The organism is Vibrio sp. STUT-A11 (assembly GCF_026000435.1).
GTDB lineage: Bacteria > Pseudomonadota > Gammaproteobacteria > Enterobacterales > Vibrionaceae > Vibrio.
In genome coordinates, this window is sequence record NZ_AP026763.1 from 832812 (window position 1) to 850074 (window position 17263).

A 17263-nucleotide genomic window follows, 5' to 3' on the forward strand; every position below is an offset into this window, starting at 1 on the left:
GGATCTGGTTAAATCATGTCAGAAGTGCTAGCACCAACTTGAAAAGCCGTTACAATACAACCCTATCATAAGTGCAGAGCAATACAATGGAATCCATGCTACTTGATTTGCGTAAGCAACGCTGCCCCTTGGCACTGTTACTTGCAAAGCGTCACACTGTTGAGGCATTTAAAGGAGAAAATCCGCAATATCAAAATCTTGTCATTCAAGTTACGGATAACAGCTCTAAACAAGATATTGTGAAATACCTAAATGCTCAAGGGTACGTGGTTGATTGCCAACCAACATCAGATCACTACACATTGACTGTTTTCAATAAGGAATCCGCTTAGATGTTCGAAATGGTAAGTCGTTGGTATCAACGTCGATTCTCAGATCCACATGCAGTGAGCCTGGTAGCGATTTTGCTGTTTGGTTTTATCACTATTTACTTCTTCGGTCATCTCATTGCCCCACTATTGGTGGCGATTGTACTCGCTTACCTGCTGGAGTGGCCGGTAGTGCAAATGTGCCGTATGGGGGTGCCGCGCACGCTCGCAGTAATCATTGTATTGCTGATCTTCATTAGTTTGATGTTGATTGCTTTGTTTGGTTTAGTACCAACCATTTGGACTCAGGTTGGTAACTTAATCAACGATATCCCCAATATGTACAATGGCTTACAGAAGTTTATTGTTACGTTGCCAGAGCGCCATCCGGAGCTCGCGAACCTGGAGATTGTGGAAACTATCGTAACCAATGCGAAAAACCAAGCTTTAGGTCTTGGGGAAAGCGTGGTTAAAGGCTCTTTGGCATCTTTAGTCAGTCTCGCAACATTAGCGGTGTATTTAATTCTGGTTCCTTTGCTGATCTTCTTTTTGCTGAAAGACAAAGAAGTGATGCTCGGTATGGCCAGTGGTATTTTGCCTAAAAACCGCAAGTTAGCAAACAAAGTCTGGCACGAGATGAACGAACAAATCTCAAACTATATTCGCGGTAAAGTGCTGGAAATTTTGATTGTTGGCGGGGTTAGCTACGTTACTTTTGCGATTCTGGATTTACGTTATTCCGCATTGTTAGCCGTCGCAGTCGGATTGTCCGTTCTTATCCCATATATCGGCGCAGCAGCAGTTACTGTTCCTGTGGCGATCGTAGGGCTGTTCCAGTGGGGGCTTACACCGCCGTTCTATTGGCTACTGCTCGCGTACGGGATTATTCAGGCATTGGACGGGAACGTGTTGGTGCCAGTGCTGTTTTCTGAAGCAGTAAACCTCCATCCAGTCGCCATCATTATTGCTGTGTTGGTATTTGGCGGGTTATGGGGATTTTGGGGTGTGTTCTTCGCTATCCCATTGGCTACGTTAGTCAAAGCCGTTTGGAATGCGCTACCGAGTACAGAAGAGACTGAACCTGCGGAGCAGGAATAACTACACTAATCTGAGTGAATCAATTCTCACTGCCTGAGAAAAAAAGAAAGCCCAGCATGTACTGGGCTTTGTTGTATTTAGGTGCTCGGCTCAATCCGACGGTTTACGCGTTTTCGTTGAGATAATTTAAAACCACTTCATGGTGGTCTTTGGTTTTAAACTTATTGAACACGTGCTCAATCACGCCTTCTTCGTTGATAAGAAAGCTAATGCGATGTAGACCATCGTAGATCTTACCCATGAATTTCTTTTCACCCCAAACACCAAACTGGTCTGCGACCGCGTGGTCTTCGTCAGACAGTAGTGTGAAGTTAAGCTCATCGCGCTCGATAAACTTGCCCAGACGTTTTACCGGGTCGATACTTACGCCAAGCACAACCACATTGTGTGTGTCGAGTTCTGCTTTAATGTCACGCAGGCCTTTTGCTTGCGTTGTACAGCCCGGAGTCATCGCTTTCGGGTAAAAGTAGAAAAGTACTTTCTTGCCTTTAAAATCACCAAGTGTCACTGTGTTGCCGTCTTGGTCGAGCAAAGAGAAGGCTGGCGCTGGCGAGCCTGCTGTCAGCGTATTCATTATGATTTCCTTTACTTTATAGTGTGTTTTTAATGAAATTCAGAGAACCTTGTACGTTGAGCGACTGACAAAGTTCATCGAAATCTTCTTGTAATTGCATCAGGTTGCAATCGGCACTCACCGATGCAGTAATGGCAATGTGGAATTGATCGACATCGGCCTGAATCTTTGATTTGCTGATGGTTCGTGCGCTTAGCGAGTCGAGTCCAATCTGTTGGTCAGCAAAGAATTGAGTGAATTTCTCGGTGAGCCCCGGGCGGTCTTCTGACTCGATAAACACTTCCATGGTGTAACTGTTGTCGATTAACTCATGAGCGGCGGTACGCTTCATTATTGTGATCAGATCGTGTTCTTGCCCCAGTAAAGGCATCTGTGTTTCGACACGAGTGATATTACTGGTGCTACCTGTCAGCAGCATAATTAGGGTAAATTCATTGCCAAAAATAGCGATTCGGCTATCGACAATGTTACAGCCAGCTTGCGTAACGAGCTTTACGACTTGGTTACAGATACCTGGACGATCCGTTCCAACTGCTGTAAGTACCAGATGTTGCTTCATAAATGAGCTTCTTGTCCTTTCTTCAATAGAAAGATGTTAGCACAGATACACCAGAGAAAGATCGAGTCAGTCCGCTTTTGTTTACAACATGGTTTTTTTATTCACTCACGTCTGACTTGATTAAGTTCTCTAGAGAGTATATTTCTGAGCTTAGTAAAAATGAGGTCTTGGTTTGGCTCACGTCTTGTTCTTCAAAATTGAATCAGTTAACGAACACAACTATCGAATTTAGTAGGAACCAGACCAAAGTGAGCATTTAAGTTGCGAGATCTCTAACATCTGATAATTATTCACTCATTTGTACTTTGTAAGCGAGTTTACGCTCTTGTGTTTTTCAATCGCATTAAAGTACCATGCAGAAAGAACTAAATAAGGGAGATAAACATGTTTTCAGGAAGTATCGTAGCGCTGATTACGCCATTCAAAGCGGATGGTGAAGTAGACTTTGACAGTTTACAGAAGCTAGTGGAATACCATATCGAATCTGGTTCGGATGGTATTGTGGCGGTAGGCACAACCGGAGAGTCGGCGACACTGACGATTGAAGAGCATGTAAAGGTCGTAAATAAGGCGGTAGAGTTTGCTGACGGTCGCATCCCGGTGATCGCGGGCACGGGGGCAAATGCTACCCACGAAGCCGTGACATTTAGCAAATTGCTAGCGGATTCTGGCATTGCTGGTTTCCTAAGTGTTACGCCGTACTACAACAAACCAACACAAGAAGGTTTGTACCTGCACTATAAAGCCATCGCAGAAGCGAGTGATGTGCCACTCATTCTTTACAATGTACCGGGTCGTACAGCTGTTGATATGCAGCCAGAGACAGTGGCACGCTTGTCAAAGCTTGATAATATAGTCGGTATCAAAGATGCGACTGGCGATTTGGATAGAGTTGCAATTCATCGTGAACTTTGTGGCGAAGATTTTATCTTACTAAGTGGTGATGATGCGACGGGTTTAGATTTCGTTAAGCTTGGTGGCAATGGGGTTATCTCGGTAACCAACAACATCGCAGCGAAAGATATGGCAGACATGTTCCATTTGGCAAGTGAAGGTAAGTACGAAGAAGCAGAAGCGATAAACGAGCGCTTAATGACTCTGCATAAGAATCTGTTCGTTGAAGCAAGCCCGATCCCAGTAAAATGGGCAGCAGAAAAGCTGGGTTTGATCGACGATGGTAGCTTGCGTCTTCCTCTAACCACGCTTTCTGAAAAAATGCAGCCGATCGTGGAACAGGCGTTAACCGACGCCCGTATTTATAAAGATTGAGTTACTAGGATTGACGTTCTGGGGGCCTATGCGCCCTCAGTGTTTTAGGAGTATAAATGAAGCTTTCAAGTCAGTTAGTGTTAAGTTCATTAGCTGTATTCGTATTGACTGCCTGTACAGGTGGTGCTACCCAGCGTCGTCAGGCAAAGGACGATTTCGAGTATTTAAACACCCCTACGTTGGGTGAATGGAATACGCCGCAAGGTGTTCAACCGCAACTCTACCCGAACTACGAAATCCCTCAGGGTACGTATGCTGGTGGTGTGGGTAAAAACGTTGATATTCGTCCACCACAACAAGTGCTCGAACTGATTCCTGGTGCTCGCTTGGATCGCAGTCAAGATGGTGAAGTGACGCTGTGGTTACTCCGTAAAGACGAGTTAGACAAGGTTTGGCAAACGGTACAAGGCATGGTTGAAGCCAGAAGAATTCCGGTTGAGAGCCAAACCGATTCGCGTATTGAAACGGGTTGGGTAACTTGGGATTCTGCTGATGAAGACATGGAGATTGGCAGCCGATACGAGATACTGCGTACACAGGCTGGTAGTCGTTATGGATTCAAAGTCAGTCTTATTGATTGGCGTGAAGGTGGTCAAATTAAAGAAGTCACTCCGACTAACCGTGAACGTTACAATGTGTTCATGACTAACCTGGTAACCGCTCGCTACGATCAACTAGTTCGTGAAGATGCGCAGCGTAAAGCTCAGGAGCTGGTAAAACAGATCCCTGTTACGATGGGCACAGACCGAAGTGGTCTTCCTGTCATCATCGCTCGTGCTCAATATGACGTATTGTGGCCGCGTCTGCCAGTTATTCTGCCGAAGATGGGTTTCACTATTGAAGATCGTACTCAATCTCAGGGTACAGTAGAAGCGAAATACGCATCACCGGATGATGAATTCTGGAATGAGATTGGCGTTAAACCCGTTGATTTGGATGCGGGTAAATACACCTTCCTATTTGGCGACTTGGGTAACCGAACATCAATCAATATTACCGACTCTTCAGGTAAGCCGGTTGAAGAAGCATTCCTTAAATCACTGGCGCCAGTTTTGGCCGCAGTGGTGAAGCAGTAATTGAAAAGCACTGGCTATTATTAGAAAAAAGGGACCGTTTGGTCCCTTTTTAGTTGGTATTCATTAACGAGAAGGATCGTCTTTTTTGTCTTTTTCCCCGTAGCGTTCCTGATCGAGCTCGTTCAATTTATCTAAATCGTTCTTACGACTTTTATCCATTTGATCAAACTTCATTTTGGCGGTGTATTTCAATGCGGCAATATTACCGATGATGACACTTAACACGACAATGATGATAACCCATGGGTTAGTGAGCAGTTCTATCATAGCGCCTCCGGCGGTGGCGTAATGTTACGAATAAACGTAGACACAATCTTATCTAAATTATTTAGTATTGAATCTATTCCCGCAATATTATGCTGCTGATTTTGTTTCATCAGTTCACTTCTCAGCAGCTCGGGCGTTACCTGTGAGCAACATTCCTGACCAACAGCTTTATGACTAATATGCCACGGTTCCATCGCAACGCCACCAAGATCTTCTTTATAAGGGAAGAAAAAACCAAATTTATCGAGATGTGCTTTCAACCACAGATAGAACTCATGTTGGTGGCCGTCTAGATACTCCCAAGGCTCCAGTTGCAGAGCGGTACCTTCAGGTAACAAGTTACGCGCATAGACATCAAAATCACATCCCCAGTGGTGACGACTACCCCCGGGTAGAGCAGACCAGCGCAGAATTGCCATTAACTTCTCTTCATCACTCAAAGCAGACTTATTCAGTGGCTTCGAGTCTGAATCAAGAATGGGCAACTCACCAGAAAACTTTCCGTTCCAGATTGAGCGCTGACGCGAAAAATCTCTAAAGCCGCTGGCAATCTCCATTTTAAAACCAGCATCCGTTGCAGCCTCAATCATTCTGAGCAGGTCATGAGCCACTTCTGGATGAAGCAAAAAGGCTTTCTGACCAATCATGGTTGATTGAAGATGAGAATCGGTGGTTCCTGTTAGTTGCGATGGTGTCATGTTGTTCTCGTTAACTGGCTGTTAGCGGCCGATTACTTCGCCAATAAATGCTTAAGCGTATTTTGGTACATGTCCGTTAACTTTTCTAAGTCGTCAACTTTCACGCACTCATTCACTTTGTGAATGGTGGCGTTTACTGGTCCAAGCTCCACTACCTGGCCACCCATACGAGCGATAAAACGACCATCCGAAGTACCGCCTGTTGTCAGCAGTGCTGGTTTAGTATGGTTTACTTCGTCAACGGCAGCTACAACGGCATCCAGTAATGCGCCAGTATCGGTTAGGAACGGGTCACCGTTGAAAGTCCAGTCTAGCTCGTAGTTCAGGTCGTACTTATTCAGTGTCTCAGTGATACGTTCAACAATGATCTCATTGCTGAGCTCGGTGCTGAAACGCAGGTTAAACTGAACGTTGAATTCACCCGGAATGACGTTTGAAGCACCAGTACCAGCCGACACGTTCGGAATCTGGAAGCTGGTTGGCGGGAAGTAGTCGTTGCCTTTATCCCATTCCGTTGTCGCTAATTCGTGAATCGCTAACAGAGAAGAGTGAACAGGGTTATTGGCGAGATGTGGATACGCCACGTGTCCCTGAGTACCTTTAACCGTAAGATCACCTGTGATTGAACCACGGCGACCATTTTTTACGACATCACCAACGATCTCGGTACTTGAAGGCTCACCAACGATACACATATCTATGTTTTCACCACGTTCCATCAGCGCTTCTACCACGCGAACGGTACCATTGATGAAAGGCCCTTCTTCATCTGAAGTAATCAAAAAGCCGATAGAGCCTTTGTGGTCCGGGTTTTCTTCGATAAAGCGTTCAACAGCGACAATCATTGCTGCCAGAGAGCCTTTCATATCCGCCGCACCGCGACCATGCAGGTAGCCATCGATTATTGTTGGCTCAAATGGATGAGTATCCCATTGTTCAAGCTTGCCCGCAGGTACTACGTCAGTGTGGCCAGCAAAGGCAAATAGCGGTGCTTCGGTACCACGGCGAGCCCAAAAGTTGGTTGTATCTTCAAACACCATGACTTCGATTTCAAAACCAAGCGCTTTTAGTCGCTCGATCATTAAGTCCTGGCAGCCCGCGTCTTCAGGCGTTACGGATTGTCTGCTGATTAGGTCTTTCGCAAGAGCCAGTACTGGACTGTCTGTCATCCTTGAGTGTTCCTTAATTTATGAGTTAAAAATCGTTGTGTATTGATCAGCTTTAAAACCAATATGGAGTTGATCATCTACTTTTAAAATTGGGCGCTTAATCATCGCTGGGTTTTCCACTAGCAGTTTGATAGCATTTTCTTCATTCAGAGAATCTTTCTGTTCCTGAGTCAACTGGCGGAAAGTGGTACCACGTTTGTTGAGCACGATTTCCCAGCCTAGCGCATCACAAAATTCTGTCACCAATGCTTCATCTACGCCTTGTTTGCGGTAGTCATGAAATTCATACGCGATATCTTCTGCTTCTAACCATTTCTTGGCTTTTTTAATTGTGTCGCAGTTTGGGATACCAAACATGGTAATCGTCATAATGTTTCCTTTTCTCTTTACTTTGTTCTTATGCACTGAGACCGTGATTCTCAGGTGCTCAAGCTATTTTGAGCTATTTATCGCATCCTACCAAGAAGCAAACAAACTGACAAAATGCGATAGAGAATAATTTATGTCTTCTAACCAAACCAAATTGCCGAGTTGTAAACGTTGGTAACTTACAGAATGAGTCAAATTGGGAATTAACTTGTAGGAATTTGAGTAAAAAGACACCAAAAAAGGGTGGATAAGTCGAGTTATTGATCAAACGCAACATCTCGCTGTGCAAAAACGAAATAATGATTCAGCACAAGTTTAGGAGGTGTCAATGGAGTTGAGTCCTGTTTTTGCAAGGCGGTTATATTTGGCCTTGTTGGTCGAAAGCCTGGAAAGGCCAAATGTACCAAAATTAATCGAACAAACGGGGTGGCCTCGACGTACAATTCAAGATGTACTAAAGGCATTACCGGGTATCGGCATCGAGCTTATATTTGTTCAAGATGGTCGACGTCATAATGATGGCTATTACCAACTTTCGGATTGGGGACCTTTTGATAGTCAATGGGTTCTGGAGCGAGAGCGAGATATCGCTAGTAGCCTTGGATTTCGTGCATAAGCCAGCAATCGCTGGCTTTTTTTATCTATCGCTGAATAGACAGAACGAATTACTTACAGCGGTATGCAGCCCCAAGTACTGTGAATGACGTTACAAAATACTGTGGAGAAACCATAAATACCGTATCTGCACCGATAGCCATTGCGTTGTTTTTTAAGTCGTTAGTCGCGCCTTTGATCATGTCATCGTTAGTATAGAACAGGTAGCTATACCAATGTCCTTCACTGCCAGTTACTTCACCGAGGTACTCGCATTGGGCTGGATCAAACTGGCCATCTATCCGTATTTCGACCTGCTGGTTTTTATCGTCCGAATGAAGAGGTGTCAATGAGCAACCAGAGAGCATGAGGGTTGAAATAACAAGGATGAGGCGAAGCATATTATTTCCCCATGAAAATAGTGGCGGCGAAACCAATCCAACTGAGAACAAGTAGCACCCATGGTAGCACGGATGATTTTTTCGTCGCGGGTTCGACGGCAGTTTGAGGCTCGTGTTGTGTTTGTTCTTCGGTCTGACGTTGTTTTTCTCTTTGCTGTTTCTTTTTGGCTTTGTCTGCTTGTCGGCTTCGTTCCTTCTGTTGCTTTTTATACAGTGCGATACCTTTCTCGATGCCTTGCGCAATCAGTTTGGTTTGTTCTTTCGTTTGCCCTGGCTTCTGCGTGGCTTTGGCAATGCTCATGGCTTCATTCTGGGTTTCTTGGGAAGGGACGGGAGCTGCGGTATTTTTCTTTTTCATGTCTTTATTTACTCGGCAGTAAGAGCCTGCATCTTGAAATTACTTAAGCCTAGTCTACTCGTCAAGCGGGTTGAAATGAACCGTCTAGCGCAAGTTCTGAATAAGCTTTCTCTTGTTTTAGTTGGGGGGGATACTTTACTGATGCCAGTAGGGGCTTGCGTTGCAGTTTCTCTGTGATCAGGTAAAGTGACCGCAGTAAGTTATTAAAGAAGAAGATATTGTGCGCTACACATTTGATCAATATGACGCTCATGGATTTTTGAAAGCGCCGATTTTTGTTTGGCTAGGGTGGATGTTTCTTGCCCGATCTTGGGTGGTGTTTGCCATGGCAGGTGTCAGCCGGGAGAGTGGAAGTAAACTGCTGTCGATTGTCTATCCAGACTCGAGCACACTATATTTAGGTTTATCGATGGGTATTCCCAGTCTGCTATTGATGTGGTTGATGGGGTTACGTCAACCTGATCGAAGATGGGTGAATAAAATAACGAGCTATGGCCGAGAGGTGACTTTGATCTTGTGCGCTATTCAACTTGCTCAGACCCTGTATCATGTGTATCTAGAGCATGGTGTATTCAATTGGGCAAACGCGCTGACCATCACCTTACTCACCTGGTTTATGATCTACTTTCTGAATGGAAGGTGGGTGAAAGACTGTTTTAATGTGCCTCATTTTGAGCATAATAAAGAGCAGCCTTCAAATAATTAAATAAAAATCAATAGATTCCCGCACAGGGGCAAAGTATAGAGGATACCTCAATGTTACAAGCTCAAACGGCTATCGTGCCAGAAGCAGGACCATTTGCACTGTTTACTCAACTGAAAGTAAACCAAAACCGTGACCACGTATTGGCGAAACTTAAAGCGCTTCCAAAGCTGGTTGAGGAGCTAAATAACAGCCAGCCAGGTGCTGATCTCACACTGTCTATCGCATTCACAAAAGCATTCTGGCAGCACCTAAATGTTGATGTACCTGAAGAGTTAATTGACTTCCCACAGCTAGGGGAAGGGGACATTGTTGCTCCAGCAAGCGATGTCGATGTACTCATTCACTGTCACTCCACTCGTCACGATTTACATTTTTACGTACTGCGTAAGTTTCTGACAGAGACAGTAGAAGATGTCACCGTTGTTGATGAAACGTATAGCTACCGTTATCTGGATGCCCGTGATATGACTGACTTTATCGATGGCACAGAGAACCCAGAAGGCGAAGCACGAGCTGAGGTAGCCTTGATCAAAGAAGGCCCATTTGCTGGTGGTAGCTACGTAATGGCTCAGCGTTTTGAACACAACCTCCCGGCATGGAACCGTTTGAACGTAAAAGCACAAGAGAAAGTCATTGGCCGTACTAAGCCAGACTCGATTGAGCTGGATGATGTGCCAGCAGCGTCTCACGTTGGCCGTGTAGACATCAAAGAAGAAGGTAAAGGCTTGAAGATCGTTCGTCACAGCTTGCCATACGGTACAGTGACGGGGGCTCACGGCCTGTTGTTTATCTGCTACTGTCATACTCTGCATAACATCAAAGTGATGCTGGAGAGCATGTACGGTGTGACGGATGGCAAAACTGACCAACTACTGCGTTTTACTAAAGCAGTAACTGGCGCATACTTCTTTGCTCCATCACAGGAAATGCTGGCGGAACTAGCTATCAAATAAGTTTAAGTTGCTACTTTTCCAAACCCTCCAGATTGATAAGGCCGTTCGTTTAACCGCGAGCGGCTATCCCAGTCTGCCGTCATCCTGAAAAGCGACGAAGGAGCGTGATTCAGGATCTTCTATCCGAGTACTTTGTAGTCAAAGAATTATCTATCTATTCTCTGCACGCTGATATTAGATTCCTAGTCTCGCTAGGGCTCGCTGGAATGACCCAATAAGAATCAAAAAGCGAAAGGCATTGTCCACACTCGAAGTGTTTGTCTCTGCTGTGTTATTTTTCTTTCGCTTCCTATCTTGTTGCCTAAAAGCACTAAACCTTCCAAGAATCCGGCCGATAAATATCCAATACCTTCATCTTATTGGAGCACATATTTGTGGCTATCACCGTTAATACCAATATTTCAGCTCTGGTGGCACAGCGTCATTTGACCAACGCAACTGACATGTTGAACCAATCTATGGAGCGTTTGTCTTCAGGGAAGCGTATTAACAGCGCAAAAGATGATGCTGCAGGTTTGCAGATATCTAATCGCTTACAAGCGCAGATGCGTGGCTTAGATGTTGCGGTTCGCAATGCTAACGATGGTATTTCGATCATGCAGACCGCAGAAGGCGCAATGAATGAAGTTAGCAATATCATGCAGCGTATGCGTGATCTCTCCTTACAGTCTGCGAATGGTTCAAACAGCAATGCAGAACGAAGTGCACTGCAAGAAGAAGTCAGTGCGCTGAATGATGAGTTGAGTCGTATTGCTGAAACTACCGCGTTTGGCGGACGTAAATTACTTAATGGCACCTTCGGTAAATCAGCCTTTCAGATTGGCGCAGCGTCAGGAGAAGCGGTACAAGTCGAATTAAAGTCTATGCGCACCGATGGGTTAGATATGGGTGGGTTCAGTTATATCTCACAGGGAAGAGCTGGGACAGATTGGAAAGTTAAGGGGGGTGTAAACGAACTTAACATGTCTTTTATTAACCGCTTGGGTGAAACGGAACACATCCAAATTAACGCTAAAGCCGGTGATGATATTGAAACCTTAGCCACCTACATTAATGGTCAAACTGACAAAGTGTCCGCCTCTGTCAATGAAAGAGGTCAATTACAGCTTTTCATGGCAGGCAAAGAAACGTCTGGCACGATTTCGTTTTCTGGCAAGCTGGCGAACGAGTTAGGTTTGGAGCTTAAAGAGTATCAAGCGGTCGACAACATCGATGTCTCCAGCGTTGGTGGGGCTCAGCAAGCGGTGGCGATTCTGGATACGGCGATGAAATATGTAGATAGTCACCGTGCCGAGCTCGGTGCTTATCAAAATCGTTTTAATCATGCGATAAACAACTTAGACAATATTCATGAGAATCTCTCTGCTTCTAATAGTCGAATCTTAGACACAGACTATGCCAAAGAAACCACGCAGATGGTCAAACAGCAGATCTTGCAACAGGTCAGTACCTCTATTCTTGCGCAAGCGAAACAAGCGCCAAATCTTGTTTTATCTTTACTGGGCTAATGCCATCTTCCTTAAAATTTATAAAAAAAACAGCCTGTATCGACAGGGACAAAAGAAGCTTTAGTTAAAATTTGACGTTTTTTTGCTTTTTTATCTATTTCGTCACGATCGCCCCTAAAAATGAACTTTTTTCTAAAAAATCGAAGATTTTTCCTAAAGAAATCAGATTTTGCGTCGTTAATAAAAGTAACTTTGAGAGAACTACTTGGTTTTCCGAGACGTCGGAAACCGCTACACCGGAAAATCAATTGGAGAAATCACCATGGCAGTGACTGTAAACACAAACGTATCAGCGATGACCGCTCAGCGTTACCTAAACAATGCAAACTCATCTCAACAAGCGTCTATGGAGCGTCTGTCTTCAGGCTTTAAGATCAATAGCGCAAAAGATGATGCTGCTGGCTTGCAAATCTCGAACCGTTTGAATGTACAAAGCCGTGGTCTGGATGTGGCTGTTCGCAACGCGAATGACGGTATTTCCGTTGCACAAACTGCTGAAGGAGCGATGAACGAAACCACCAATATTCTGCAACGTATGCGTGACCTTTCGCTTCAGTCTTCGAACGGTTCTAACTCAAAAGCAGAACGTGTTGCGATTCAGGAAGAAGTGACTGCACTGAACGACGAGCTGAATCGTATTGCAGAAACCACCTCTTTTGGCGGTAACAAGCTTCTTAACGGCACGTATGGCACCAAATCATTCCAAATTGGCGCAGATAATGGCGAAGCAGTGATGCTTGAGCTGAAAGATATGCGTTCTGACAACAGTATGATGGGTGGTCTTAGCTACCAAGCTGAAAATGGCAAAAGTAAAGACTGGAATGTGTCTGCGGATAAATCAGACATGAAAATCAGTCTGACAGACAGCTTTGGTCAAGAGCAAGAAATCTCGATTAATGCAAAAGCTGGCGATGATATTGAAGAGCTGGCAACCTACATCAACGGTCAGACTGACTTGGTAAAAGCATCAGTTAATGAAGATGGCAAGTTACAAGTCTTTGCTGGTAACAACAAAGTGGATGGTGAGCTGTCATTCTCTGGTGGCCTATCTGGTGAATTAGGCCTGGGTGAAGGTAATAAAGTAACAGTTGATTCTATTGATGTAACGTCAGTGGGCGGAGCGCAAGAATCCGTAGCTATCATTGATGCTGCTCTGAAATACGTAGACAGCCATCGCGCAGAGTTAGGTGCATTCCAAAACCGTTTCGACCATGCAATCAACAACTTGGATAACATTAACGAGAACGTGAATGCGTCGAAGAGCCGTATTAAAGATACCGACTTCGCCAAAGAAACGACACAAATGACCAAGTCTCAAATTCTATCGCAAGCGTCAAGTTCAATCCTTGCGCAAGCGAAACAAGCGCCGAACTCAGCGCTAAGTCTGCTAGGTTAAGCGTTATACCAACATTAACCTCAGGCAAGAACCTCATTGGCTCGTGGTGAGAGATGAGCGAGTAAACCCAGCTTCGGCTGGGTTTTTTTCTATCTGACGAAAATACACCGATGGGTTATTTGGCCACATTGAATGGAGGTCACACTTCGCTAAGTCGAAGAAAGTAAGCGCAAAAAAATGGAAAATTCTCCTAAAGGATAGGTATTGATCGCCGTTAAAGGGATTGAGAGAAATGAGATGTACCTAAGTGAGGTGAGAGACACGAAGGTACATTCACAAAAGCCTTAAGGAGATCAATTATGGCGATTAACGTTAATACCAACGTTTCTGCAATGACCGCACAGCGTTACCTGAATCAGGCCGCGGATGGTCAACAAAAATCAATGGAGCGCTTGTCTTCGGGTTATAAAATCAATAGCGCGAAAGACGATGCGGCGGGTCTACAGATTTCAAACCGTTTGAATGCACAAAGTCGTGGCCTGGACATGGCGGTGAAAAACGCTAACGACGGTATTTCTGTTGCACAGGTTGCTGAAGGTGCAATGGATGAATCGACTAATATCTTACAACGTATGCGTGACCTTTCACTTCAGTCTTCGAACGGTTCTAACTCAAAAGCAGAACGTGTCGCGATTCAGGAAGAAGTGACCGCACTAAACGACGAACTAAACCGTATTGCGGAAACCACCTCTTTTGGTGGTAACAAGTTACTTAACGGTACTTACGGTACTCAATCTTTCCAAATCGGAGCGGACTCAGGTGAAGCAGTGATGCTTTCTCTGGATAGTCTGCGTTCGGACACTTCTGCTATGGGTGGTAAGAGCTACGCCGCAGAAGAAGGTAAAGATGCATCCTGGGCAGTGGGTGAAAAAACTAAGCTTCAAATGAATTACACCAACGCGCAAGGTGAAGAGCAAAAGCTGACCATCAATGCAAAACAAGGTGATGATCTTGAGCAACTAGCCACTTATATCAACGGTCAAAGCGATGACGTAAAAGCATCAGTTGGCGAAGATGGTAAGCTGCAAGTGTTTGCTTCGTCGCAAAAAGTGACTGGCGACGTTGAATTCTCTGGCAACCTGGCTGGTGAAATTGGTTTCGGTGATGCAAAAGATGTCACGGTTCAAGACATCGATGTTACTTCAGTCGCGGGCTCTCAAGAAGCTGTAGCTGTTATCGATGGTGCACTTAAGTCAGTGGACAGCCAGCGTGCGTCACTTGGTGCGTTCCAAAACCGCTTTAACCATGCGATCAGCAACTTAGATAACATTAATGAAAACGTTAATGCGTCTAAGAGCCGTATTAAAGATACCGACTACGCGAAGGAAACAACGGCAATGACTAAGTCGCAAATCCTTCAGCAAGCGAGTACTTCAATCCTGGCACAAGCGAAGCAGTCACCATCTGCAGCGCTAAGCTTGTTGGGCTAACACGGCTGGTTCAGTAAAGCGATGGACCCTATCGTTAGCTCATAAGTTGGAAGGGAGATTGTAATGGAAATAGCCTCCTACACATCGAACATCCAGTCTTACGGTGCAGAGGATGGCACCAAAGTTGCTAGTAAAAATGGCTATGGCATAGGTATGCCGGACCCAGCAAGTTCAGTCGGTGATATTTCTCAGCCACAAGTGAAAAACACCGAGCACGATCTCTCTGTTCAAACTGTGATGAAAATGGCGGAAAGCCGTCAGGAGCTGAACAGAGAAGAACGTGAAAAAATGGTCGCACAAATGAATGAGTTTGTGACATCCATAAACAAGGGAGTGGCGTTTCGCGTGGATGAGGAATCTGGCCGAGACGTTGTGACGATTTACGAAGCCAATACTGGCGACGTGATTCGTCAAATTCCTGATGAAGACATGCTGGTTGTTTTGCGTCGCCTAGCTGAGCACACAGCTAATAGCGGTTTGTTAGTTGAAAAAGTGTAGTCATTTTTAGAGGTGATTTAATGAGTTTAGGCCCATTGGGGATGTCTGGCGGCATGGATATTAACACCATGGTCAGCAAAATTGTCGATGCCGAGCGTGTACCAAAGCAGCAACGTATTAACAATGAACGCACGACGATAGATGCCAGCATCAGTGCCTATGGGCGACTCAGAGAATCGTTGGATACGATGAAAAACCTTATGGTGAACTTCCGTCAGGAAAAAGCTTTTGCTGCCAGGACGGTTGAGACCACGGACGATAAGATCGTATCTGCCACCGCAACTACCGATGCTATAGCTGGTAAGTATGCTATCGATGTGTTGCAGCTTGCACAAAGCCATAAAGTTGCGTCTGATGTTTTACCAGAAGACGCAAAGTTTGGCCCGGGTAAGCTGCATATTTCGCTTGGTGAAGACAGTTTTAACATCAGTGTCCGTTCAAGATCTAAGCTCGCTGATGTCGTTCGTAACATTAATGGTGCGAGAGATAACACAGGAGTTCGTGCCTCTCTTATTAACGATGCGGATGGCCCTCGACTTATCCTTGCCTCCAACCACTCCGGTGAGGATCACCAAATTACCGTCACAGTGGACGCCGAACAAGGTAACCCACTAAACAAGTTCGCTTACCAAACACTTGAAGAGCGAGTACGAGCTGTGGAAGCAGCACGTGCTGCAGCCGAAGAGGTGTTAGGGCCTTTGCAGGCTCAAGAACCATCAGCTAAACCAGTTTTACTGGATGAAAGCGGCAACCCTCTACCTCCTGAAATGCAATCCTCGCAAGAGGAATTAGCAACTCAACAAGGGAGTATAGTTGGTGAGCCTGTTTCTGCTGCCGGCGCAGCAGCTGCCAAAGCGGGACAAGATGCGCTCGATAAAGCGCAACAGCGTGCAAGTTGGCGTCCTGAGGATCGTATTCCTGGTTGGACGGAAACCGCTTCAGGCACCTTACTTGATTCTTACCAAGAACCAGAACTGGAGTTGGATGAAAAAGCGATTGAAAAAGCGCCCGATGTTCCGGGCTGGAGTAATGCCGCATCTGGTACGTTGACCGACTCTTATGTCACCACCAAAGAAGCAAAACAACAGCTGGATCAAGAAAAAGCACAAATCGAGCAGAAAATTGCCGATGAAAAACAGGATCTTGATGACAGAGTAAAGCGTGGTGAATTGACGCAAGAGCAAGCGAAGCAGATCCACCGCTCTAAGCTCGATCCTGAAGAGCGTGAGCGACTGGAAAAAATAGACGCTGCCGAAGCGAAAATTGCTCAGGCCCAATCAATGTTTGAAGGCTATAGTGGCATGACCGAAGTTCAGGCTGGCCAGGACTCGGTCGTATTACTAGATGGCGTTGCCAAACTTTCCAGTCACAACAACGTTATAGAAGACGCCATAGAAGGTGTTGACCTCACATTGAAGGGGAAGTCTGGACCGAATCAAACGCCTGCTGAAATAGGCGTTGAATATGACCGTCAGGGCGTGCGCAGCGATATTGAAAACTTTGTTGCGGCTTACAACTCGTTCTATCAAACCTCCCAGGCATTGGCGAGCGTCGATCCACTGACCGGACAAAAAGGTCCGTTATCTGGAGACAGCACAGTACGAAGCGCCGACGCCAGACTTAAATCGGTATTTTCCTCCCAAATCGATAAAGCGCCAGAAAACCTCAAGTCACTCACAGAGTTTGGTATCACCACGACTCGTCAGGGGACGCTAGAAATTAACTACGACATGCTAGATCGTCAGTTGAACAATAACTTCAATGAACTGGAAACGTTCTTTGGCGGTAATACCGGCTTCGCAAAACGCATCGAAGATGCCATTCACGGCATTACTGGTATTACCGGTAGCATTCGTACTCGAGAAAAAAGCCTTACAGAACAGAATTATCGCTTGAGCGATGATCAAGCAGCGCTCGATCGCCGCATGGAGAGCTTAGAAAAACGTACCCATGCCAAATTTTCTGCCATGCAAGATGCAACCGGTAAGATGCAAGGTCAGTTAGGCGCTTTAATGAGTGCGCTGGGTTAATC

20 protein-coding genes are annotated in these 17263 nt (G+C 45.4%); 12 read left to right on the forward strand and 8 right to left on the reverse strand.

Annotation, left to right across the window (positions count from 1 at the left end):
• Positions 1-95: 95 nt before the first annotated feature.
• Both OO774_RS03905 and OO774_RS03910 read left to right on the forward strand, forming a co-directional pair.
• Positions 96-332, forward strand: a complete 237-nt coding sequence (locus OO774_RS03905) for a sulfurtransferase TusA family protein (protein WP_264906064.1) — start codon at positions 96-98, stop codon at positions 330-332.
• Complete coding sequence (locus OO774_RS03910) at positions 333-1406, forward strand: AI-2E family transporter (RefSeq protein ID WP_264904886.1); 1074 nt, start codon at positions 333-335, stop codon at positions 1404-1406.
• Between the two features lie 103 nt (positions 1407-1509).
• Here the strand turns inward: OO774_RS03910 and bcp are convergent, their stop codons facing one another.
• Together bcp and OO774_RS03920 are read right to left on the reverse strand one after the other, a co-directional pair.
• The gene (gene bcp / locus OO774_RS03915; protein ID WP_264904888.1) at positions 1510-1980 is read right to left on the reverse strand and encodes a thioredoxin-dependent thiol peroxidase; all 471 of its coding nucleotides are present in this window, start codon (positions 1978-1980) and stop codon (positions 1510-1512) included.
• 16 nt (positions 1981-1996) lie between these two features.
• Positions 1997-2539, reverse strand: a complete 543-nt coding sequence (locus OO774_RS03920; protein ID WP_264904889.1) for a glycine cleavage system protein R — start codon at positions 2537-2539, stop codon at positions 1997-1999.
• A 384-nt stretch (positions 2540-2923) separates the two neighbouring features.
• Here OO774_RS03920 and dapA point away from each other — a divergent pair, with 384 nt between their 5' ends.
• Complete coding sequence (gene dapA, locus OO774_RS03925; protein ID WP_264904891.1) at positions 2924-3808, forward strand: 4-hydroxy-tetrahydrodipicolinate synthase; 885 nt, start codon at positions 2924-2926, stop codon at positions 3806-3808.
• A gap of 56 nt (positions 3809-3864) precedes the next feature.
• The gene (gene bamC, locus OO774_RS03930) at positions 3865-4884 is read left to right on the forward strand and encodes an outer membrane protein assembly factor BamC (RefSeq protein ID WP_264904893.1); all 1020 of its coding nucleotides are present in this window, start codon (positions 3865-3867) and stop codon (positions 4882-4884) included.
• Positions 4885-4947: 63 nt separating this feature from the next.
• On the opposite strand, the gene OO774_RS03935 is transcribed toward bamC, so the two are convergent.
• The 4 genes from OO774_RS03935 to OO774_RS03950 are packed head-to-tail and all read right to left on the reverse strand — an operon-like array spanning position 4948 to position 7387.
• Complete coding sequence (locus OO774_RS03935) at positions 4948-5151, reverse strand: DUF2897 family protein (protein WP_264904895.1); 204 nt, start codon at positions 5149-5151, stop codon at positions 4948-4950.
• Entirely contained in the window at positions 5148-5849 is a 702-nt protein-coding gene (locus tag OO774_RS03940) for a M15 family metallopeptidase (protein WP_264904897.1), read from the reverse strand. Before OO774_RS03940 ends, OO774_RS03935 begins: the two co-directional genes overlap by 4 nt.
• A gap of 32 nt (positions 5850-5881) precedes the next feature.
• Positions 5882-7018, reverse strand: coding sequence for a succinyl-diaminopimelate desuccinylase (gene dapE, locus OO774_RS03945; protein WP_264904899.1), 1137 nt, complete (start codon positions 7016-7018; stop codon positions 5882-5884).
• 18 nt (positions 7019-7036) lie between these two features.
• A complete protein-coding gene (locus OO774_RS03950; RefSeq protein ID WP_264904901.1) occupies positions 7037-7387 on the reverse strand; it encodes an ArsC family reductase in 351 nt (116 codons plus the stop codon).
• A gap of 328 nt (positions 7388-7715) precedes the next feature.
• Between OO774_RS03950 and OO774_RS03955 the strand changes: the two genes are divergently transcribed.
• The gene (locus OO774_RS03955; protein ID WP_014232685.1) at positions 7716-8003 is read left to right on the forward strand and encodes a helix-turn-helix domain-containing protein; all 288 of its coding nucleotides are present in this window, start codon (positions 7716-7718) and stop codon (positions 8001-8003) included.
• Between the two features lie 49 nt (positions 8004-8052).
• Here OO774_RS03955 and OO774_RS03960 read toward each other — a convergent pair whose 3' ends face one another.
• Both OO774_RS03960 and OO774_RS03965 read right to left on the reverse strand, forming a co-directional pair.
• Positions 8053-8382 carry a DUF4156 domain-containing protein gene (locus tag OO774_RS03960; protein WP_264904904.1) on the reverse strand — a complete coding sequence of 110 codons (330 nt, stop codon included), beginning with the start codon at positions 8380-8382 and terminating at the stop codon, positions 8053-8055.
• Position 8383: 1 nt separating this feature from the next.
• Positions 8384-8740 carry a DUF2956 domain-containing protein gene (locus OO774_RS03965; RefSeq protein WP_264904906.1) on the reverse strand — a complete coding sequence of 119 codons (357 nt, stop codon included), beginning with the start codon at positions 8738-8740 and terminating at the stop codon, positions 8384-8386.
• 220 nt (positions 8741-8960) lie between these two features.
• Here OO774_RS03965 and OO774_RS03970 point away from each other — a divergent pair, with 220 nt between their 5' ends.
• The 7 genes from OO774_RS03970 to fliD all read left to right on the forward strand — a co-directional run bounded on the left by OO774_RS03970 (position 8961) and on the right by fliD (position 17261).
• A complete protein-coding gene (locus tag OO774_RS03970) occupies positions 8961-9446 on the forward strand; it encodes a DUF2919 domain-containing protein (RefSeq protein WP_264904908.1) in 486 nt (161 codons plus the stop codon).
• Between the two features lie 50 nt (positions 9447-9496).
• Positions 9497-10399 (forward strand): Dyp-type peroxidase, encoded by a 903-nt coding sequence (locus OO774_RS03975; protein ID WP_264904910.1) that lies wholly within the window; start codon positions 9497-9499, stop codon positions 10397-10399.
• 374 nt (positions 10400-10773) lie between these two features.
• Positions 10774-11907 carry a flagellin gene (locus tag OO774_RS03980; protein WP_264904912.1) on the forward strand — a complete coding sequence of 378 codons (1134 nt, stop codon included), beginning with the start codon at positions 10774-10776 and terminating at the stop codon, positions 11905-11907.
• Positions 11908-12169: 262 nt separating this feature from the next.
• The gene (locus OO774_RS03985) at positions 12170-13303 is read left to right on the forward strand and encodes a flagellin (RefSeq protein WP_264904914.1); all 1134 of its coding nucleotides are present in this window, start codon (positions 12170-12172) and stop codon (positions 13301-13303) included.
• A gap of 299 nt (positions 13304-13602) precedes the next feature.
• On the forward strand, positions 13603-14733 hold the full coding sequence (locus OO774_RS03990; RefSeq protein WP_264904916.1) for a flagellin: 1131 nt from the start codon (positions 13603-13605) through the stop codon (positions 14731-14733).
• Between the two features lie 63 nt (positions 14734-14796).
• Positions 14797-15231: a flagellar protein FlaG gene (flaG, locus tag OO774_RS03995; protein WP_264904918.1), complete on the forward strand. Its 435-nt coding sequence runs from the start codon at positions 14797-14799 to the stop codon at positions 15229-15231.
• A gap of 20 nt (positions 15232-15251) precedes the next feature.
• Positions 15252-17261, forward strand: coding sequence for a flagellar filament capping protein FliD (fliD, locus tag OO774_RS04000; RefSeq protein ID WP_264904920.1), 2010 nt, complete (start codon positions 15252-15254; stop codon positions 17259-17261).
• Positions 17262-17263 lie beyond the last annotated feature (2 nt).